This window comes from Salinicoccus hispanicus (genome assembly GCF_009831115.1).
GTDB lineage: Bacteria > Bacillota > Bacilli > Staphylococcales > Salinicoccaceae > Salinicoccus > Salinicoccus hispanicus.
In genome coordinates this window covers 194,980-212,570 of sequence record NZ_WUUK01000005.1, presented here as the reverse complement: position 1 = coordinate 212,570, position 17,591 = coordinate 194,980, and the positions used below count along the sequence as shown (strand labels likewise).

At 47.3% G+C, this 17,591-nt stretch carries 19 protein-coding genes; 15 read left to right on the top strand and 4 right to left on the bottom strand.

Features of this window, described 5'->3' with window-relative positions:
• Positions 1–77: 77 nt before the first annotated feature.
• Complete coding sequence (locus GQ671_RS12540) at positions 78–2,150, bottom strand: HelD family protein (protein WP_160657834.1); 2,073 nt, start codon at positions 2,148–2,150, stop codon at positions 78–80.
• A 126-nt stretch (positions 2,151–2,276) separates the two neighbouring features.
• Between GQ671_RS12540 and GQ671_RS12535 the strand changes: the two genes are divergently transcribed.
• The 7 genes from GQ671_RS12535 to GQ671_RS12505 all read left to right on the top strand — a co-directional run bounded on the left by GQ671_RS12535 (position 2,277) and on the right by GQ671_RS12505 (position 9,511).
• On the top strand, positions 2,277–2,687 hold the full coding sequence (locus GQ671_RS12535; protein WP_160657832.1) for a hypothetical protein: 411 nt from the start codon (positions 2,277–2,279) through the stop codon (positions 2,685–2,687).
• Between the two features lie 115 nt (positions 2,688–2,802).
• Positions 2,803–4,308, top strand: a complete 1,506-nt coding sequence (locus GQ671_RS12530) for a pyruvate kinase (RefSeq protein WP_160657829.1) — start codon at positions 2,803–2,805, stop codon at positions 4,306–4,308.
• Positions 4,309–4,459: 151 nt separating this feature from the next.
• Positions 4,460–5,611, top strand: a complete 1,152-nt coding sequence (locus GQ671_RS12525) for a hypothetical protein (protein WP_160657827.1) — start codon at positions 4,460–4,462, stop codon at positions 5,609–5,611.
• A 22-nt stretch (positions 5,612–5,633) separates the two neighbouring features.
• Entirely contained in the window at positions 5,634–6,869 is a 1,236-nt protein-coding gene (locus GQ671_RS12520; RefSeq protein WP_160657824.1) for a metal-dependent hydrolase family protein, read from the top strand.
• A gap of 115 nt (positions 6,870–6,984) precedes the next feature.
• The gene (locus tag GQ671_RS13150; RefSeq protein ID WP_160657822.1) at positions 6,985–7,494 is read left to right on the top strand and encodes a DUF378 domain-containing protein; all 510 of its coding nucleotides are present in this window, start codon (positions 6,985–6,987) and stop codon (positions 7,492–7,494) included.
• Between the two features lie 148 nt (positions 7,495–7,642).
• A complete protein-coding gene (locus GQ671_RS12510; RefSeq protein ID WP_160657820.1) occupies positions 7,643–8,536 on the top strand; it encodes a diacylglycerol/lipid kinase family protein in 894 nt (297 codons plus the stop codon).
• A gap of 87 nt (positions 8,537–8,623) precedes the next feature.
• Complete coding sequence (locus GQ671_RS12505) at positions 8,624–9,511, top strand: YitT family protein (RefSeq protein ID WP_380645296.1); 888 nt, start codon at positions 8,624–8,626, stop codon at positions 9,509–9,511.
• Positions 9,512–9,556: 45 nt separating this feature from the next.
• On the opposite strand, the gene GQ671_RS12500 is transcribed toward GQ671_RS12505, so the two are convergent.
• Positions 9,557–9,982 (bottom strand): GNAT family N-acetyltransferase, encoded by a 426-nt coding sequence (locus tag GQ671_RS12500; RefSeq protein ID WP_160657817.1) that lies wholly within the window; start codon positions 9,980–9,982, stop codon positions 9,557–9,559.
• A 145-nt stretch (positions 9,983–10,127) separates the two neighbouring features.
• Here GQ671_RS12500 and GQ671_RS12495 point away from each other — a divergent pair, with 145 nt between their 5' ends.
• From GQ671_RS12495 to GQ671_RS12465, 7 genes are read left to right on the top strand one after another with little or no spacing between them, the layout of a single operon-like run.
• A complete protein-coding gene (locus GQ671_RS12495; RefSeq protein WP_160657814.1) occupies positions 10,128–10,565 on the top strand; it encodes an SRPBCC family protein in 438 nt (145 codons plus the stop codon).
• A 41-nt stretch (positions 10,566–10,606) separates the two neighbouring features.
• Entirely contained in the window at positions 10,607–11,821 is a 1,215-nt protein-coding gene (locus GQ671_RS12490; RefSeq protein ID WP_160657812.1) for a hypothetical protein, read from the top strand.
• Entirely contained in the window at positions 11,821–12,996 is a 1,176-nt protein-coding gene (locus GQ671_RS12485; RefSeq protein WP_160657809.1) for a hypothetical protein, read from the top strand. The genes GQ671_RS12490 and GQ671_RS12485 overlap by 1 nt, the downstream gene beginning before the upstream one ends.
• Positions 12,996–13,892: an ABC transporter ATP-binding protein gene (locus GQ671_RS12480; RefSeq protein WP_160657806.1), complete on the top strand. Its 897-nt coding sequence runs from the start codon at positions 12,996–12,998 to the stop codon at positions 13,890–13,892. Before GQ671_RS12485 ends, GQ671_RS12480 begins: the two co-directional genes overlap by 1 nt.
• Complete coding sequence (locus tag GQ671_RS12475) at positions 13,889–14,623, top strand: hypothetical protein (RefSeq protein ID WP_160657804.1); 735 nt, start codon at positions 13,889–13,891, stop codon at positions 14,621–14,623. The genes GQ671_RS12480 and GQ671_RS12475 overlap by 4 nt, the downstream gene beginning before the upstream one ends.
• Entirely contained in the window at positions 14,620–15,441 is an 822-nt protein-coding gene (locus GQ671_RS12470; protein ID WP_322789488.1) for a carbon-nitrogen family hydrolase, read from the top strand. The genes GQ671_RS12475 and GQ671_RS12470 overlap by 4 nt, the downstream gene beginning before the upstream one ends.
• 22 nt (positions 15,442–15,463) lie before the next feature.
• Positions 15,464–16,150 carry a GOLPH3/VPS74 family protein gene (locus GQ671_RS12465; protein ID WP_160657801.1) on the top strand — a complete coding sequence of 229 codons (687 nt, stop codon included), beginning with the start codon at positions 15,464–15,466 and terminating at the stop codon, positions 16,148–16,150.
• 9 nt (positions 16,151–16,159) lie between these two features.
• On the opposite strand, the gene GQ671_RS12460 is transcribed toward GQ671_RS12465, so the two are convergent.
• Complete coding sequence (locus GQ671_RS12460) at positions 16,160–16,366, bottom strand: hypothetical protein (protein ID WP_160657799.1); 207 nt, start codon at positions 16,364–16,366, stop codon at positions 16,160–16,162.
• Positions 16,367–16,885: 519 nt separating this feature from the next.
• Between GQ671_RS12460 and GQ671_RS12450 the strand changes: the two genes are divergently transcribed.
• A complete protein-coding gene (locus tag GQ671_RS12450; RefSeq protein WP_160657795.1) occupies positions 16,886–17,116 on the top strand; it encodes an AbrB/MazE/SpoVT family DNA-binding domain-containing protein in 231 nt (76 codons plus the stop codon).
• A gap of 51 nt (positions 17,117–17,167) precedes the next feature.
• Here the strand turns inward: GQ671_RS12450 and GQ671_RS12445 are convergent, their stop codons facing one another.
• Positions 17,168–17,425, bottom strand: coding sequence for a hypothetical protein (locus GQ671_RS12445; RefSeq protein ID WP_160657793.1), 258 nt, complete (start codon positions 17,423–17,425; stop codon positions 17,168–17,170).
• Positions 17,426–17,591 lie beyond the last annotated feature (166 nt).

Genomic DNA, 17,591 nt, shown 5'->3' with positions numbered 1-17,591 from the left:
CCTTTGAATTTGTAATTAACAAGAAGTAATTATAATGGAACAATACATACTTGTAAAGTAGGATATCTTGGGAAATTCTAACTCCCGGGATTCAGCAGGTGGAGGTGACGTGTGGCACGGGATGCGAGCACGTAGAGAATGTGTTTCGAGTCCGTGTAGTCATGCGCACCTGTAAGGATGACCGTATTGTATTCGAAGCCTTTCGACAAGTAGTAGGGCAAGACGATGAACGACTGGTTGTACAGTGTATCCGTTTCTCCGAGGTTCTTGATCTGCGGGAATTCATGCTTCAGTTCCCCGTAGTAGTAGTCGGCAGCGGCGCGTGTCGGCGTGATGATGGCCACTTGCGGGTGTTCGTCTTTCCGGAGCAGTTCCCTGACATAACCGATTTCATCATCTGTACGTACCTTCTGCACTTCATCCCCATCGACAGAGACCGATTTTATGGAATCCGGGATGAGGGTGTTCAAAAAGGCATTGATCTGGTTGGTGGAACGGTACGACTGTTCCAGCCGCTTCTCTGTATGGTCCCGGGCGTTGAGGGCATCCTTCCTGCCTGGATGGATCTGCTGGTTCGGGTCGCCGAGGCTTGTGAATGTCGCCTTGTGGTAGAAATGGCGCATCACATAGTACTGGATGTTCGAATAGTCCTGTACCTCATCGATCAGCACGTGCTGGATCTGCCTGTCGGTACGACCGAGCAGATGGATATAGAGGTATAGAAGGGGCGCAATATCTTCATATTTAAAGTCGTTCTCCTTGATCGAGCGCACTGTCTGATTGCGGTACGTCCTGTCGTCGATGGAATTCAGATACAGTTTCTCAAAATGGACGAAGCGGAATAGTGAAATCTGGCGATGGACAACCTTGAGCTGCTTTTTCGCATGATCATGCGCTTCCTTTTTCAGTTCGTCCTCTTCGCCGATGTACGTATTCGTCTCCTGCAATACTTTGAACCGCTCATCCTTCAGCCTTCTGATCTCTTCGTTGTAGCGGGATAACAGCCGCTCCTGCATCTTGGCGAGTCTTCTGCGGACCGGATGGGCGGAAAGTTCATTATAGAAAATATAGGCAAGGCCTTCTTTTGTAAAGAACATGCCGTTCTCTCCGACGAGGTTTCTGAATACCATGCCCGATTCGCCGAGAGACTGGATGAACTGGTGAAGGGAGCTGAAGTAGTCGAGTGAATTTTTATATTCGTATATTGCGTGGCCGGATTCACTTTCCCTCAGGCGACGTATGTTCTCATAGACATGTTCGAAGTTTCTGCCCTTGAAGTAGGGGAAGCGGGATAAAAGTCGATAGAATGTCGTATTTTTGACGTGGTTCTCACCGAGCTCCGGCAGTACATCCGACAGGTAGTCGTTGAATACTTCGTTGGGTGATACAAGCAGTATATTTTCAGGATCGAGCGTATTCTTATGCTGGTATAGGAGATAGGCGATCCGCTGCAAAGCAAGAGATGTCTTTCCGCTGCCCGGTGGTCCATATACAAGCGTATCCCTGGATAATGGCAGACGGATGATATCATTCTGCTCCTGCTGGATGGTCGAAACAATATTTTTCAGTCTGGATTGTGACGAGTCGGTGATCATATTCTGAAGAATTTCATCACCGATATACATGTCACTGTCGAACATGTTGACGAGGGTGCTGTCGTCAATGATGAACTGGCGTCTCTGATCGACTGTGGCATCGATTCTGCTGCCGTCAGGTATGATATAGGAGAGGTCACCTGTCCGGTTCTCATAGAACAGGCTCGCAATCGGTGTCCGCCAGTCATAGATCAAGATGTCATTATCCTTGTTCTTTATTGTGCCGGTACCGATATAGATTGCTTCGTCATCGACGACAATCTTGCCGAAGTACGGCTTTGGTATCATGCGCCTGGTCCGTTCGAGCATGGTGTTTATATAGTTGTAGTTCATTTCCGTTGTTCTGATTTCCGGCAGCATCTGCACGAATTCCATGACGTTGCCGTCTTCAAAGTCGATGACATTCGAGATGTTTTCATTAATCTCGTACCGCGTACCGACGATGCCCTCTGCGGTGCGACCCTGTTTCATTGAGAGGTCGGCTTTGAATACTTTCAGGAAATCAACGATGAAGCCGAGATGTCTGGCTTCATCTTCAAAAGATAGAATTTGCATTGGGATCCTCCTTTGGTTTGACACTTATCATATATGTATTCGTGCTATTTTAACAGACTTAAATTCATAAAAGCCATATGCTATAATGGAAGTGTGAAAATCTATCATTCCTAAAGGATAGCGATCATGAGAAAAATAATAATTTCGGGTCTTGTGACCGGCATCATTTCGGGCATGCTGCTCTTTCTGGTGTGCTTCTATGTCGAATTTGCAGCAGAGATGGAACTGATGACACTGCTATTGAACGTGGACTTCATCTACGACGGCGGCCTCAACATCGTGCTCGAGGTGGCGCTTCATCTCGTAGTATCCGTCATTCTGGCCACGGTGCTCAAATGGCTGTACGTCTACAGGAAAGAACTGTATATGCCTGGCATGGTGACGGTGGGTGCAGTGACGACACTGCTCTACTTCATCCTTTCGACACTTGCAGTCCAAAATCTGGAACTCTACGGCTACATCGGATTCACGCTCTGGGTGATCCTTCATATCGGCTATCTCGAATCCCTGCACCTGATGTACCGGCTTGGTATGTAGAATTTAGCGCTTTCCGACCTTTCATGGTCCGGAGGCGCTTTTTATTATGGTAGATTTCAGGCAAACGGGTATATACCAATATATATGAATAAATCATACAAATGAGGTGATACGGATGAATAGGAAGGACGCACAGATACTGTTCCGTGAAGTGATGGATGTGAGAGCATCGGTCAGGCAGGAGGGGGATGCCCTCTTCAGTGAATGGAGCCGGAACGGTATAAGGGAAGTATACAGGAACAGTGCCAGAAACCTGGCCTACTATATGGCATTCCGCAGCAAGGATATGAGGGAACTGCAGGAAAAACTGATTCCGTGGGGGCTTTCATCACTCGGCCGCCTTGAAGCGGATGTGATGGGGACATTGAATGCCGTAGTGTGCACACTCGGGCATATTACAGGTGAAGATGTCGGCGATATCGACTATCGTTCCTCTGATTCTTTTCTGGAACGGAAGCAGGCCTTAAGGAAAAATTCGGATGAAATTTTCGGGCCTGCCCATGAAGGCCGGGACACCCGCATACTCGTCACGATGCCGTCCGAAGCAGGGGGAGACTATAACCTGGTCAGACAGCTGGTGGAGTCGGGCATGAATATGGCGCGTATCAACTGTGCGCATGACGATGCCTCCGTGTGGTCGGGCATGATTGAAAATATCAGGAAGGCAGCGGATGAAACAGGACTTTCCTGCCGGATTCTGATGGACATCAGTGGGCCGAAAATAAGAACCAGGCATCTTCTGACTTCAAAACGCAATCCGAAGCTTGATGTGGGCGAACGGTTCCTCCTGTCAGGGGACGAATCGATGACACTGCCTCAAGACATCGAAGTTGCGCTCAATACTTCCGTGCCGGAGATGATCGATAGGATTGCAGTGGGGCAGAATATCAAGATGGATGACGGTCACATCGAAGCAGAAGCACAGGAGCGGGTCGATCAGGGTGTGATATGTGAAGTCATCCGCACAGTGAAAGTGGGCGGGGTCAAGGTCAAGACCGAGAAGGGCATCAACTTGCCGGACCTTGATTTCAAGCTGCCTGTTCTGACCGAGAAGGATTACAAGGATCTTGACTTCGCTGCGCAGCATGCGGATGCCATCGCTTTCTCCTTCATCAAGGATATGGAGGATATCGACCTGATAGAATCGGCCCTCTGTGAACGGCTCGCCCGCGGAAGTGAGGATCTCCCGATCATCGCAAAGATAGAAACACCTGAAGGCATCAGGAATCTGCCGGATATCATCCAGCGTGCAGCAGGTGCCAGGCCATTCGGCGTCATGCTGGCCCGTGGTGATCTGGCAGTTGAGATCGGCTATGAGCGCCTTTCGGAGATACAGGAAGAGGTGCTTTGGATCTGTGAAGCAGCGCACGTACCGGTCATCTGGGCGACACAGGTCGTCGAGTCGCTGGTCAAGACGGGCATACCGACACGCTCGGAGATATCGGACGTTGTTGCAGGTTCAAGAACCGAGTGCATCATGCTGAACAAGGGGGAGTACATTGCGGACGGTGTACAGGTGGTAGCTGATATTCTTGGCAAGTTCGAGGACCATCACTACAAGAAGACGGCAATGCTTCGGTCGCTCAGCATCGCTAAGAATACCTTCGACAGAAAACAGTAGATTAAAGCATAAGAGAAGCAGATCCTCTGCTTCTCTTTATTATGGAAACGTATTCATTATCAGAATGATCTATTTTTTCTAAAAAATCTTTATTTTATGTCTATGTAGGCTTATACTTACGTACATCATAAATATTCAGGAGGGATTGGTCATGCTACAAGAACCCATTGTTGCGACAGTTATGATTTTCGCACTGATCGCATTTGGAGAACTGCTCTCGGTCTTGACCAGGGCGAGGATTCCGATGCTACTGACAGCGATGCTTGGCTTTCTGATACTGACATGGATAGGAATATTTCCGGAAGATATTCTTGAACTTTCTACACTTCCGGCATTGGGTGCAATACTTATCGGCCCTCTGATTGTACATATGGGTACGCTCATGCGATTCTCCATTCTGAAGATGCAGTGGCGTGCAGTCATCATCGCATTATCCGGGCTGGTGGGCGCATTGACCCTGGTATTGACGATTGTGACACTGGTATTCGATTTTCCTACAGCAGCAAGCGGCGTCGGTCCGCTATCAGGCGGTGTCGTGGCCCTGCTGATTACAAATGAGACATTGACGGACCTTGGGCTGACGAGTCTGATTGTTGTCCCCGTGCTCGTTCAGGCATTCCAGGGTGTCATCGGAATGCCGCTAGCCACATTCTTCATGAAGCGGTATGGCCGCACGTTCATGGAAAACAAAGAGGCATCAGAATCGGATAGTATCGGATTCGAGGAGGAACGAGGCATTTCACGCTTCAGCCTTATGAAGAACAACACAATCAAGCTGTTTGTCATCTTCCTGCTCGGCATGTTCGGCATCCTTCTCGGTGATCTGACCGGCATCCACTACACACTGTTCTGCCTGCTTTTCGGCATCCTTGCCCTGAATACGAACCTGCTGCCGAAAAGTGCGCTTGAGTCCGCCAATTCATTCAGCTTCATGATGGTTGCCCTCATCTTTGTTATTATAGGTTCGATGGGTGGTATCACACCGAATGATGTACTTATGAATATTCCTGCAGTTGCAGTCATTCTGGGCCTAGGCATATCTGGCATCATCACGGGCGGTTTCATTGCGTCCAAACTGGTCGGCTGGCATCCTTACAAAGGCGTTCCAGTGGCGCTCACTGCACTCATCGGTTTTCCCGGCGACTACCTGATCTGTGAGGAAGTGGCCAGAAGTGAAACGGATAATCCGGAGGATCAAAATGCACTCTTCCAGGAACTCGTGACGCCGATGCTGATCGGTGGATTTGTTACAGTGACAGTTGCTTCAGTCATCATCGCCAGCTTCATCATGAGTCTGATCTAAAAAAAAATTAGGAGTGGAGAAAATGGAAAAACTATTCATTAAAAATGTCAATCTGATCGATGGTACTGGATCTGAACTGATCAGCAATACGAATGTACTGATTGAAAATGGACGATTCAGCTCGATTGATGCAAGTGAATCCGAAGCAGAAAACGCACAAGTGCTCGATGGACAGGGGCAATACATGCTTCCCGGGATGATCGATGCGCATGTCCACATGATGGTGGAATTCAAACCGTTGGAAGAGCGGCTTGTGACACCGTTCTCCTACAACTTCTATGCTGCGATGGAGTACCTCAATCGAACATTGAACGCAGGTGTGACGACGGTAAGGGATGCCCTGGGCAGTGATCTCGGACTGAAGAAGGCAATCGAGGATGGTCTGGTCAAAGGACCACGCATGCAGATCAGTGTCAACGCATTGACCATAACAGGTGGTCATGGTGACGGCTACAACTATTCCGGTGTCGTGACGGATCTCCTCCAGCCGCACCCTGGGATGCCACCTGGCATCTGTGATGGCGTGGAGGAAGTGCGCAAGAAGACGCGGGAAATGCTGAGAGCCGGTGCGGATGTCATCAAGGTGCATGCGACAGGCGGGGTATCCAGCCCGACCGACCACCCGAAATTCACCCAGTTCTCTCTGGAAGAGCTGAAGGTCATCGTCGAGGAGGCGAAATTCCGGAATGGCGTCAAAGTGATGGCGCACGCGCAAGGGCTGGAAGGTGTCAGGCAGTGTATCGAAGCGGGCATCCATTCCATCGAACATGGCATCTTCCTTGATGATGAAGTGTGCGGCATGATGAAGGATCAGGGGACATATCTTGTGCCGACACTGCTTGCACCCGTATCCGTACTTGAATTTGCAGAAGAACTTGGCATGTCGAAGACGGCAGTCCAGAAGTCGGAGGAAGTCATTGAAATCCATAAGGAAAGCTTCACCCGTGCATACAAGGCGGGCGTCAAGATTGCCATGGGTACTGACGCCGGCGTATTCAAACACGGCACGAACTTGAGAGAGCTGGAACTGATGGTGGAATGTGGCATGACGCCGATCGATGCCATCGTTGCCTCCACAAAGACAGCAGCAGAGTGCATGGGCTACACGGATATCGGACTGGTCAAGGAAGGCTATGTCGCCGACTTCATCTTCTCGAAGGAAAACCCACTGGAGAATATAGGCGTCTTGAAAGATAACGATAATATCCAGGTTGTCGCCAAGGAAGGCATAGTGTATAAAAACAGAATGGATGCATAGAAAAGGTCCCGGTGGAAACCGGGATTTTTCTATGCAAAGAGAATATAGCCGAATGTTTAGTCGCCTATATAGAGGGAACATGATGACTAGTAAAGTAAAAGAAAGGAGAGAGCATATGAAAGCATTGGATATTCTAGCACTCGTACTTCTAATTGTAGGTGGGCTCAACTGGCTGCTTGTCGGTCTATTCGAATTCGATCTCGTTGCTTCCATATTTGGAGGGCAGGACGAAATCCTCTCCAAAGTCGTTTACATCCTGGTCGGTCTTGCAGCACTCTACTGCCTGAAATTCTTCGGCATGATTACAGATGATGGCGCACGTCGTGAAGCGCATCATGATGACGTCAATCGTAACCACGACCCAGCTGCTGACAATGCAACGCATAGAACAGCTGATGGTACACCAGGCACAAGACCTACGCTTGAAAATGAAAGAAACACAAGAACTGATGGTACTGTGAATGATAAGACTGTCGACGATACAACGCATAGAACAGTCGACGATACACCAGGGGCGAGACCAACACTTGAAAACGAAAGAAATACAAGAACGGATAGTGTCGTAAATGATGACACTGTTGACGATACGACGACACGCAGAAAAGACGATACAGATCGTCTATAAACTTTAAATGCTATACAATCTTGCAAATTGCAGATAGAAAAAGAGGCGTCCAGTCATTGCTGGATGCCTTTTTATATGGACATTTAATCGACATAATACAATCATTCCGATAGAATGATGTAAATACATTCACCGATGGGGGAAATCTATGAAAACAGCTGCGGTCATTATAAACAAGAAGTCGGGCAAGAAGAAGAAGCCGCCAATCGAATATGGCGTCCTGCGAAACCTGCATTCACAAGGGTATGATGTAAAACTATTGTATACTGATGGATCGGATGCGAAAGACTTGGCTAAAGAAGTGTCAGATTATGCTGACCTGATCGTTTCAGCAGGCGGGGATGGAACGCTCGGTGAAATCATCGATGGCATGGTGGAGTGTGGTTCCGACTCGACGCTCTCCATACTGCCGGCGGGTACGGTCAACGACTATGCCCGTGCGCTCGGACTGCCGCTTGATATGAGTGAAGCCATTGATAGTCTTTCTGCACCCCAGAAAGAAATTGAGGCCGATGTCATCAGATTCAATGACCGGCATGCCGCCTATCTGATTGCACTGGGTGATTTCATGGAGTCATTCACGAAAGTCAGTTCAAAAGTCAAGAATAGGTTCGGCATCCTCGCCTATATGTATGCCGGCCTCCGGGCACTATTTACAATGAAGGAGTACCGGGTCAGGATAGATACAGCGGAGGAAAAGGTGATGGAGGATTCCATACTGACCATCGTGTCCAATACTTCCTCTGTCGGCAGTTTTGCTAGCCTTCTGCCAAATGCACGCATAGATGATCATTATCTGCATATCCTGAATATCGCGCCTTCAGGACCAAGAGAAATCGTTGAAATCATCATCGCGGCCTTGCGCGGAACGATTGCCGAACACAAGAATGTCCATTATATGCGCACCCGGAAGCTGACGCTTGATACTGATCGGCTTGAAGTGATGGATGTCGATGGGGATGCCCAGCCATTTGAGTCGATGGATATAGAACTCATACCAGCATGTGTGCGTATCAACGTGCCGGAAAGCTATGTGGAATAGTATGGTCGCTTCTCACGATGTTGAAAAATTTCCCTTTATCGTATATCATGTATCGATGGAAAGAAAACATTAAGGAGGAGGATAATTGTGCGGAACAGAAAAAAGCGCAACAACTTTGATAAAAGAAGGCTTGCATTCAGTCCAAGACTCACCCAGCAGACCCTGATCAATATTGCCACGGTAATCATAGGGTCTTTTCTTTTTGCCATCGGTGTCAATTCATTCATGATTGCCGGCAACCTGGGTGAGGGGGGTGTCACAGGCCTCGCGATTATTCTCTACTACGCGTTCGACATTTCGCCGGCTCTGTCGAACTTTGTGCTGAACTCGATACTCCTGGTGATCGGATTCAAATTCCTGAGCAAACGTGCAATGTACTATACGATTGTCGTCGTGTTTCTGACATCATTCTTCCTCTGGCTGACGGAAACTTGGCGCATAGAGACCGATGAGATATTGATCAATACTGTTTTCGGCGGTACACTTGTCGGACTGGGGATCGGTCTGATCATCCGCATCGGGGCGACGACTGCAGGCACGACGATCCTCGCACGTCTTGTCAATAAGTATATGGATATCAACGTTTCCTACGCGCTGATGTTCTTCGACCTGGTTGTCATAACCATCGGACTTACAGTCATGACGCTGGAACAGGTGCTGCTTACTGTCATTGCACTCTATATCGCGATGAAGGTCATGGATTTCATCATCGAAGGGATGAATCCGAAGAAGGCAATCACCATCATTTCCGATCATCCGGACCGGCTCGGCAAGATGATCAACAGCGAAATCAGACGAGGTGTGACCATCATGAATGGCCGTGGATTCTATACGCAGGAGGATAAGGATATCCTCTATGTCATCATCAATAAGTCGCAGCTGACGCGATTGAAGCGTCTGATCAGACGCTACGATGAGGATGCCTTCGTCGTCGTCCATGACGTCAACAGCGTACTCGGCAACTATTTCATATGATCAAAAGGACCTGGAAGCTTCTGCTCCCAGGTCCTTTTGCGTTCATTACACCGGATTGTGTTTCAAATAGATGCACAGGTCCTCTCCATCCTTGATGATGCCGAATCCTTTATGTACGAGCCAGTTTCTGGTGAATGCACTTGCCAGACCATCATCCATGAATAGATAGATCTTCTCTATATGACTGGTGTCTTCAATATAGGCATTCATCAACTTTGACGCGATGCCTTTCGTATGATGCTCAGGATGTACCAGGAAGTCAGAAATGAGTTGGGTAAACTGCATGTCCCCGGAAGAGCGGAGCAGCCCGACAAGCAAGGTTCCATCCCATGCTGTGACCAGATGGTCCGAGCTGATGACTGCTTCATATAGCGCATCGAGCCTATTTTCATACGGTGTATCTCCACTGCTCATGTACAGCTGTTCGATGTCACTGTAGGCAATGTTCCGATCCCTGCTCATATTCAACATGCGGCCACCTCTTTTTATTATAATAATAGCGTTTACATATCGAATAACGCAATGATTATTGAAAATTCAAAAATAAGAATGTATAATTTTTATTAAATATCTAAAATTTAGAAAATAACTACATAGGCATAAAAAGGGGATACTCATGGAACTCTATACTTACGACGCACGAATCAAAGCGACGCCTGAGCAGATATTCGAGGTCGTCAACGATGATGACAGACTGAAGGAATGGAGCCCGATCTTTGCAGGCAACATCTATTACACAGAAGACAAGCGCACGAAGGGCACCAAGTTCAGAACGATGATGAAGGTACTTAACAAGACATATCAGTTCCGATCGATCATTACAGAATATGAGGAGAATCGGTTCATTGAAGTGGAAACGACACTCAAGCAGGGGATCATCACTTCATCATTCAGGCTGAAGCCGGAAGGCAAAGATGAAACGAGAGTCCAGGTGACAAGCCGCTTCGACGCAGAAAGCAAAAGGTATGCTCTGGTTCTGAAAGGCATCAGGCCTGTGGTCAGACGGGTGCTCGATAATCAGATGAAGAAGCTCGAAACCATTACGGCACACTGATACAGCGCGCATCCTATAAATAGAAACCGAGGAGACTACATATGTTTACAGCTGTATTCAGAGAAACACTGAAACGGACATGGCGGAATCGGAAGAATCGACTGGTCCTGATTCTGTCTCTCTTAGGCATTTTTGCCTATCTGCTGCTTTATCTGCCGGGCACCGAGCATCCGACAACGATCGACCGGGAAGGCCTGGTCCTCGAATTGAGCGCTGAGTATGGGATGAAGGAGTCACGGCTGCAGCAAGGGGATATCGCAGTCAACAGCTTTACTGGCACCAATACATATAGTTTGGCTAAAGAAAATTACGAAAACTATTACACATTCGACAGTGCAATCGATAATGGAGATATCCGATTGCTTGTGGATCTCATAACCAGCCCCAGACTGATGCCGCCAATGGCTGGAGATGCAGAGAGAATGAATAGTGACTTTGGTAGTGATATGCACCTGGCCAACTACGAAACGGCAGTGATGAACACGGAGCTTCGAGCCATTGCGGAAGAGGAGAATCTCACACTTCATCTGTACGACCAGAAGACGGCTGCCCAGCAGCTCCATCTCTTCCTGAAGACAAACGGTCCGCTGATCCTGCTGCTCGTAACCATATTCGTCGCCAGCGAAATTCTTGTTGACGATAGGAAACACCGCACATTGAAAGCAGGTCAGCCCTTCGGCTGGTGGCGCTACATCTTTTACCAGTCCATATCGCTTTTCGCCATACTGATCACGGCATTTGCTGTGCTGCTGTCATTATTCTATCTGGTCGCTGGTATCCTATACGGGTTCGGTTCATTTGGACTCGGGGTATCTTCTTATGCTTACCAGGAAGGCTACCGGGGAGAAGTAGTGAATTTCTCAACTCGGGTAATCGGCAGTTTTGTCGCCATGTCCGTGGTATTCATCCTCCTTCTTGTCTATCTTTTTGTCCGTCTGAATGCGTGGCTGTCACTGCTGTTCCGGCATGATGTGGTGGTCATGATCATCGGCTTCCTGATTGTCGGTTTCAACCGGATATACAGTGGGGGTGGTGAGGCGACCATTTTCGGTATCGGTGGACAGTACTTCCCACAGAACTATTTCGAATTCGGACAGGTGCTGAGTGGCGAGCGCAACTTTCTCGCTCTGAATAATGGCTTCACCTTTGGCACAGGTGTCATGGTACTGGCTGCTTCAATCGTGATTCTTGAAGTTCTGCTGCTGTTGACGGTGAAGTGGATGAATAGGCAGAAGTTCGAAAGGGAGGTGGGATGATGCGACTCTTCAGGTGGGAAACATTGAAAGTACTTCGTGACTGGAAGGTACGCATACTGCTTGCTGCGCTGATCCTGTTCGTTGCAACTTATTCCACTCTCTATCAGAACCGTTCAGTCGAACTGCCGATCGAGGAGACGAGAGCGCAGTATACGGATACACAGGATCTGTTCCGTGCCATACCACAAGAACATTTTGAAACAGAAACCGGTCAGGATATATATGACCGGCTGGCACGTCAGCAGAGCATACTCGGCATGCAGCGCTACATTCTTTCAGAAAAGGAAGGCAATACTGTAGAAGGGCTTGAAGAGATTGTCAGTGACTACGTCGATCAGGGCATCGAGATGGCAGAAAATCAGCTGTATTTCCATGCAGCCGATGATTTCGAGTCCCAGGAGCTGCTGCTCACCTTCATGCCGAGCGAAATCGAAATCAACAACCGTCTCAAATTTCTCAATTACTTGAAGGAGAATGATGTCGCCATCGACTGGAACCCGATGTCACCGAGTCTTGTGCTCTACACACTGGTCAACATCATTGCCGGTGTATTCATCTATATCATCGCAGCAATATTCGGTGCCGACCGGTTCAGCAGGGATCAGGAAAACAACTGGAGCATCACCCAAGGATTGCCTTATACATGGAAGTTCCAGTGGCGCCAGCGCACCTTCATAAGCTGGGTGCTGATCTGGATGACACTGATCATCGGGATACTCATTTCCTACTTTGTCAGCCGGCTGTCCACGGACACCGGCACGCTCATGTACCCGGTGCAGCTGTATGATGGGGAAAGTGCAGTATATATCAGCATACTGCAGTATGTCGTCATGACGTTGCTGCTTGCCATGGCACTGAGCTACGTCATCATCAAACTGTCGACCGGACTCAGCTGGGTGTTCAGAAATATCTATCTGACCATCACAATCGTGGTCGCCATCTTCTTCATCCCTTATATATTCACAATCATTTCACCACTTGGCAGCTGGAACCCGTTCCTCTATATACAGTTGCTGCCGATGCTTGAAGGGGAGTGGGCAGACATCGGTAATGTCAATATCGTGAAGATGCTCATTGCGATCGCACTATTCTATATACTGATTGAAATCCTGTTCCACTTCATCTTCAAACTGATACCGACACGGACAGGCAGACTTGAAAGGAGGAAAAACTGATGCCACTCGAAATAAAGGATCTGACCATCAGCTATGGTAATCACGTCGTTCTTGAGAGTATCAATTTCAGCATCCCGGACGGCAACATCATCGGACTGGTTGCACCGAATGGTACCGGCAAGACGACACTATTCAACGCAATCATCCGCTTCATTCCGATCAATAAGGGGGAGATACGGGTCGATGGGCAAGCTTATAAAAACACGACGAAGGATGTTCGGGCACTGCATGAAAAGATCACATTTTTCCCTGACCAGGCCGAGCTTTACGAAAACTTCTCGGGATATGAACATATCGAAATGTATCGCGATATATGGAAAGGCGGCAAAGGTGACATCGATGCGATTGTCGATCGTCTCAATATGGCAGGATACGTGGGTGACAAGGTCAATTCCTATTCTCTCGGAATGCGCCAGAGATTGTGTTTTGCCATGATGATGGCTGCAGATACGAAGATCATGTTCATGGATGAGATCATGAACGGGCTCGATCCAGTCAATGTCGAGCTCGTCAGCAGAATTCTCCAGGAAGTGAAACAGGAGGGCAAGATCATCATTGTCGCGAGCCACCTGCTCGAGAATCTGGACGACTACGCAGACCAGATCTATTTTCTCAACAATAAGGATATCTACTATACGTATGATCGGAAAGATGCACAGGAGAATTTCATCAAAGGAAATATCGGGCCAGAGCATTACCAGTCAATCGATACGCTCCCGGAAGGCACACTGTATCTGAACCGTCAGCGCATCTGCATCCCGACAAAAACGCTGACAGACGCTGACAAGCTGAAATTGATGAACCGTCTGCAGGAAGGGGGTTCGGAGTCGGTGACTATTGGGCCCCTCGGCACTTATGAGCACTACTTGCGCATCTATAAAGGTGTGGAATCATGAAGCGTGGGTTTGTACTGCTGATGGTATTCGGGTTGGCCGGATGCGGTTACACCGGCATCATGCCTGAGACATATGATGGAGAAGCGTTTGTAAAGGATGAAGCGGCAATCAGTGCCTATGAAGAAGATAAACTGCTCAAGGGTGATGATATTGCAGAACGCTTTCCGTATGTTGAAAGCAGTGAACTGGCCGGAACGGTGGACAGCAGTGCAGGTGAGCAGATGACACTTGAACCCGGTACATACGAAGCAGGGGAAGATCTCGAGCCTGGAAGATATACAGGCGTGCTGGTGGACACTGCCGGGGCAATCATCATCAAAGATAATGCAGGTGTGAGAATCATGGAAATCTCCATCGGCATGCGGACACCAGATGCCACCTTCGATCTGAAGCCTGGCTATACTTTGACATTCAAGTCCCGCGATGGTGAACTTGAACTTTCATCGGTTGAAAATGATATGATGGAACCAGAGGAGACAGGTAGTCTCATGATACCCGCAGGTACGCATACAGCAGGCACACATATCGAACCCGGAACCTACATGCTGGCGTCTGAAAGCCTGCCGATAATGGGTGAATCCGGTGAACACCGGATCTATTGGAACACAGCTGGCAAGTATCAGAACTTTGATCCATTGGAAGGGCCGGATCCGGAGCTTAGTGTCAGTGTGGAAATCAACCCCGGGGATACCATCGTTTCAGACTACTATATCGAGCTGTTTCAGCAATAGTCATATGGAGGAGTGATCGTATCAATATAAAAGTACTGCAGTACCAGGTTGTATTTGGAGACTTGGAAGCGAATCTTGAAAGAGTGCAGGAAGTATTTGCGAAGGAGAACCTGAAAGGCACGGACGTTGTCGTACTGCCGGAGATGTGGACATCAAGCTACGATCTTGAAAATATAAAGCAGCATGCATGCCATCACCTGGAACCGGCAAAGTCCATCATTGTATCACTTGCACAGGAGTATGATGTCAATATTGTTGCCGGTTCTGTCGCCAATATGAAGGCTGACCCGGAGAAGGTATATAATACCGCCTTCGTCATCGATCGGAAAGGCAAACTCATCTATGAATATTCCAAGATGCACCTCGTACCGATGCTCAATGAACCGGAATTCCTTGCAGCCGGGCGGGACAAGGTAAATACGTTCATGCTTGATGGCAATACGTGCGGCATCGTCATCTGCTACGATCTCAGGTTCCCTGAACTGTTCAGAGATCTGGCACTGAAAGGCGCGACGTCCATCTTTGTTGTTGCCGAATGGCCGATGGCACGGAAGTCGCACTGGGAGACACTGACACGCGCACGTGCAATAGAAAACCAGCTGTACATCATTGCCGCTGACACCTACGGAGAGATCGGAGACCAGAAGTACGCTGGACGTTCCATGATCGTCGGGCCATTCGGTGAAAGCGTGGATGAAGCGGCAGATCATGGAGACGCCACACTGACCGGCCGCCTCGATGGGAGTGAAGTCGACAGAATCCGCAAGGAAGTGCCGATTTTCGATAGCCGTAAAAGAGAGATGTATCATTTTCTATAAAACTTTATAGGGAGGAAACGATATGTTTACCATTGCAGAAGCACTGCTGCTACTTGCAACGGATGATGAGAAGGGAACACAGGTCAATGGGGCTGATTCCATTGAGTATGGACTTACCGGAGCCATCCTGTCCGAACTGACGCTGATGGAACGGATAGAGCTGCAGGAGGATAAGGTTGTCGTGGTGGACCGCACGCCGACAGAGGTGCCTTATTTCGAAACTGTTCTGGATGAGATGGAAAAAGCCAAAAAACCAGAGAAAATCGAGTACTGGATGGACCGTCTGCCGTTCAAGATGCATAATATCAAAAAAGAGATCATTCAGTCTCTGGTAGATAAAGGAATTTTGAAAGAAGAGTCCAAGAAATTCCTATTTGTCTTCAAATGGAAACACCATCCCGAAGCAGACGGCAGAGCCGAAGAGGAGATCAGGAATAGACTTCAAAGAATTGTATTCAAAGATGAGACCCCCGACCCACTCGCCGGCATCCTATTGAATCTGATAAAGATATGCAACCTGACCGCTGAAGTGTTTGGTGAGGAAAAACAAGAAACTGCAGAGAAGCGGATTGAGAAGATTGCAGCCGAGAGCGAATATGACGTTGCCATCAATAAATCCATCGAGGAGATGGAAGCGGCAATCATGATTGCGACCACCACAGCCATTTCTGTAACAGTGCTCAATAATACCATGCCACCGAACAATTAGGTGGCATGGTTATTTGTCGTGCTGATTATGACTGCCATAGATGGCGTAGATCATAGTACCAATCAGTAAACCGATACACGCACCAGCAGGCAACGTATAGACCATGATCGATGGATTGAAGATTATAGCAATGACAATGCCGATCAAACAGCCGAAGATCATGCCGAGACCGATGCTGCTGTCAATCCAGTCCTTTTTAGTCGTTTGTTTTGCCATATCAATGCACCCTTCGTTTATGACGTAAGTCAGTAGGACGTCTTATGCGAGAAGTTTAGTTACCTTGATTATATACGAAAGAAACGAGCTATGCAGAGTTCAATTTGTCAGTAAGATTATGAAGAATGAGAGCTATCATAAATAAACCGTATCAACTTACGATACGGTTTATTTAAATTATATACAATTTTCGAAGTGAAAAATAGATAAGTTAATAATGAGGACAATTGGTATAGACAAAATAAATGAGTTTGAGGTGTCTTATCAGGCGAATGCAATATCAGGGGTTATTATGGAGTGGAGAAGTAATGGGTTTAAGAACTCTGTTGATGAGATGAACAGCATTCTTTTCAGTATACTGAAAAGATACAAGTTCTATTAGAATTAAATATGCATCCAAGTCCAATCGGCGTACAAAAAAAGAGCAGCTTACAAGGGCTGCTCAGAAAACGTAAATTCCTTTGATGGGGGCGCAAAGTTTAATATTAAAGTATATACTTTAATGAAAAGGGGAGTTTTATGGCTATTCTAAGAAAATTGAGGAAAATTGGAAATAGTACGGTTGTCAGTATACCAAAAAGTATTCTTGAGACGTTGAAGGCTGATGAAGGTGACAACTTGGAGTTTGTTGCAGATGGTGATTCAGTAGTCATTAGAAAACAAGGGGATTACCAAAAAGAGATACTGGATCTATCTAATGAAATGTTTGCAAAGTATGATAAGACAATGCGTGATCTGGTAGATAGATGATACGCTACCTGACAGAATAGGGTTTAATACTCATCAATGTAAATCGGTTATTTAGCGTAGAGCAAGCTGAGTAAGCAGCTTATCCCCTAATCTAACAATAAGGAAGAAAATTATAATATCAAAAATAAAACCAATCCCATAAAATTGAGTATATGCTTCCTTTACTTCAGGGCCGTCTATTATACCCAGCCAGTCAAATGGAAAGCCTATATATCTTTCTTCTCCGAGAACCTTGTCTCCTATGGTAAATGAAGATACTGAAAAAAGTATTAATGCGACCATCAAGTAGAAAACCTGTTTTCCTTTCATAGTATTCTTCCTTTCAGAAATTTAAAGACGATTTTGATAAAAAATAGACTTAAATCAATTGCAAATATAATGCTGTAAAGTCTGTTGCGGTAAATAGATTTTTAAGGGGGTTGAATTATAAAAAAGCGTTATTTCTTGATATAATAATACTATCAGGAGGCGATTC

Coding starts and splice junctions, on each gene's coding strand:
- GQ671_RS12540 (WP_160657834.1), bottom strand. CDS start 2,150: ATGCAAATTCTATCTTTTGAAGATGAAGCCAGACATCTCGGCTTCATC.
- GQ671_RS12535 (WP_160657832.1), top strand. CDS start 2,277: ATGAGAAAAATAATAATTTCGGGTCTTGTGACCGGCATCATTTCGGGC.
- GQ671_RS12530 (WP_160657829.1), top strand. CDS start 2,803: ATGAATAGGAAGGACGCACAGATACTGTTCCGTGAAGTGATGGATGTG.
- GQ671_RS12525 (WP_160657827.1), top strand. CDS start 4,460: ATGCTACAAGAACCCATTGTTGCGACAGTTATGATTTTCGCACTGATC.
- GQ671_RS12520 (WP_160657824.1), top strand. CDS start 5,634: ATGGAAAAACTATTCATTAAAAATGTCAATCTGATCGATGGTACTGGA.
- GQ671_RS13150 (WP_160657822.1), top strand. CDS start 6,985: ATGAAAGCATTGGATATTCTAGCACTCGTACTTCTAATTGTAGGTGGG.
- GQ671_RS12510 (WP_160657820.1), top strand. CDS start 7,643: ATGAAAACAGCTGCGGTCATTATAAACAAGAAGTCGGGCAAGAAGAAG.
- GQ671_RS12500 (WP_160657817.1), bottom strand. CDS start 9,982: ATGTTGAATATGAGCAGGGATCGGAACATTGCCTACAGTGACATCGAA.
- GQ671_RS12495 (WP_160657814.1), top strand. CDS start 10,128: ATGGAACTCTATACTTACGACGCACGAATCAAAGCGACGCCTGAGCAG.
- GQ671_RS12490 (WP_160657812.1), top strand. CDS start 10,607: ATGTTTACAGCTGTATTCAGAGAAACACTGAAACGGACATGGCGGAAT.
- GQ671_RS12485 (WP_160657809.1), top strand. CDS start 11,821: ATGCGACTCTTCAGGTGGGAAACATTGAAAGTACTTCGTGACTGGAAG.
- GQ671_RS12480 (WP_160657806.1), top strand. CDS start 12,996: ATGCCACTCGAAATAAAGGATCTGACCATCAGCTATGGTAATCACGTC.
- GQ671_RS12475 (WP_160657804.1), top strand. CDS start 13,889: ATGAAGCGTGGGTTTGTACTGCTGATGGTATTCGGGTTGGCCGGATGC.
- GQ671_RS12465 (WP_160657801.1), top strand. CDS start 15,464: ATGTTTACCATTGCAGAAGCACTGCTGCTACTTGCAACGGATGATGAG.
- GQ671_RS12460 (WP_160657799.1), bottom strand. CDS start 16,366: ATGGCAAAACAAACGACTAAAAAGGACTGGATTGACAGCAGCATCGGT.
- GQ671_RS12450 (WP_160657795.1), top strand. CDS start 16,886: ATGGCTATTCTAAGAAAATTGAGGAAAATTGGAAATAGTACGGTTGTC.
- GQ671_RS12445 (WP_160657793.1), bottom strand. CDS start 17,425: ATGAAAGGAAAACAGGTTTTCTACTTGATGGTCGCATTAATACTTTTT.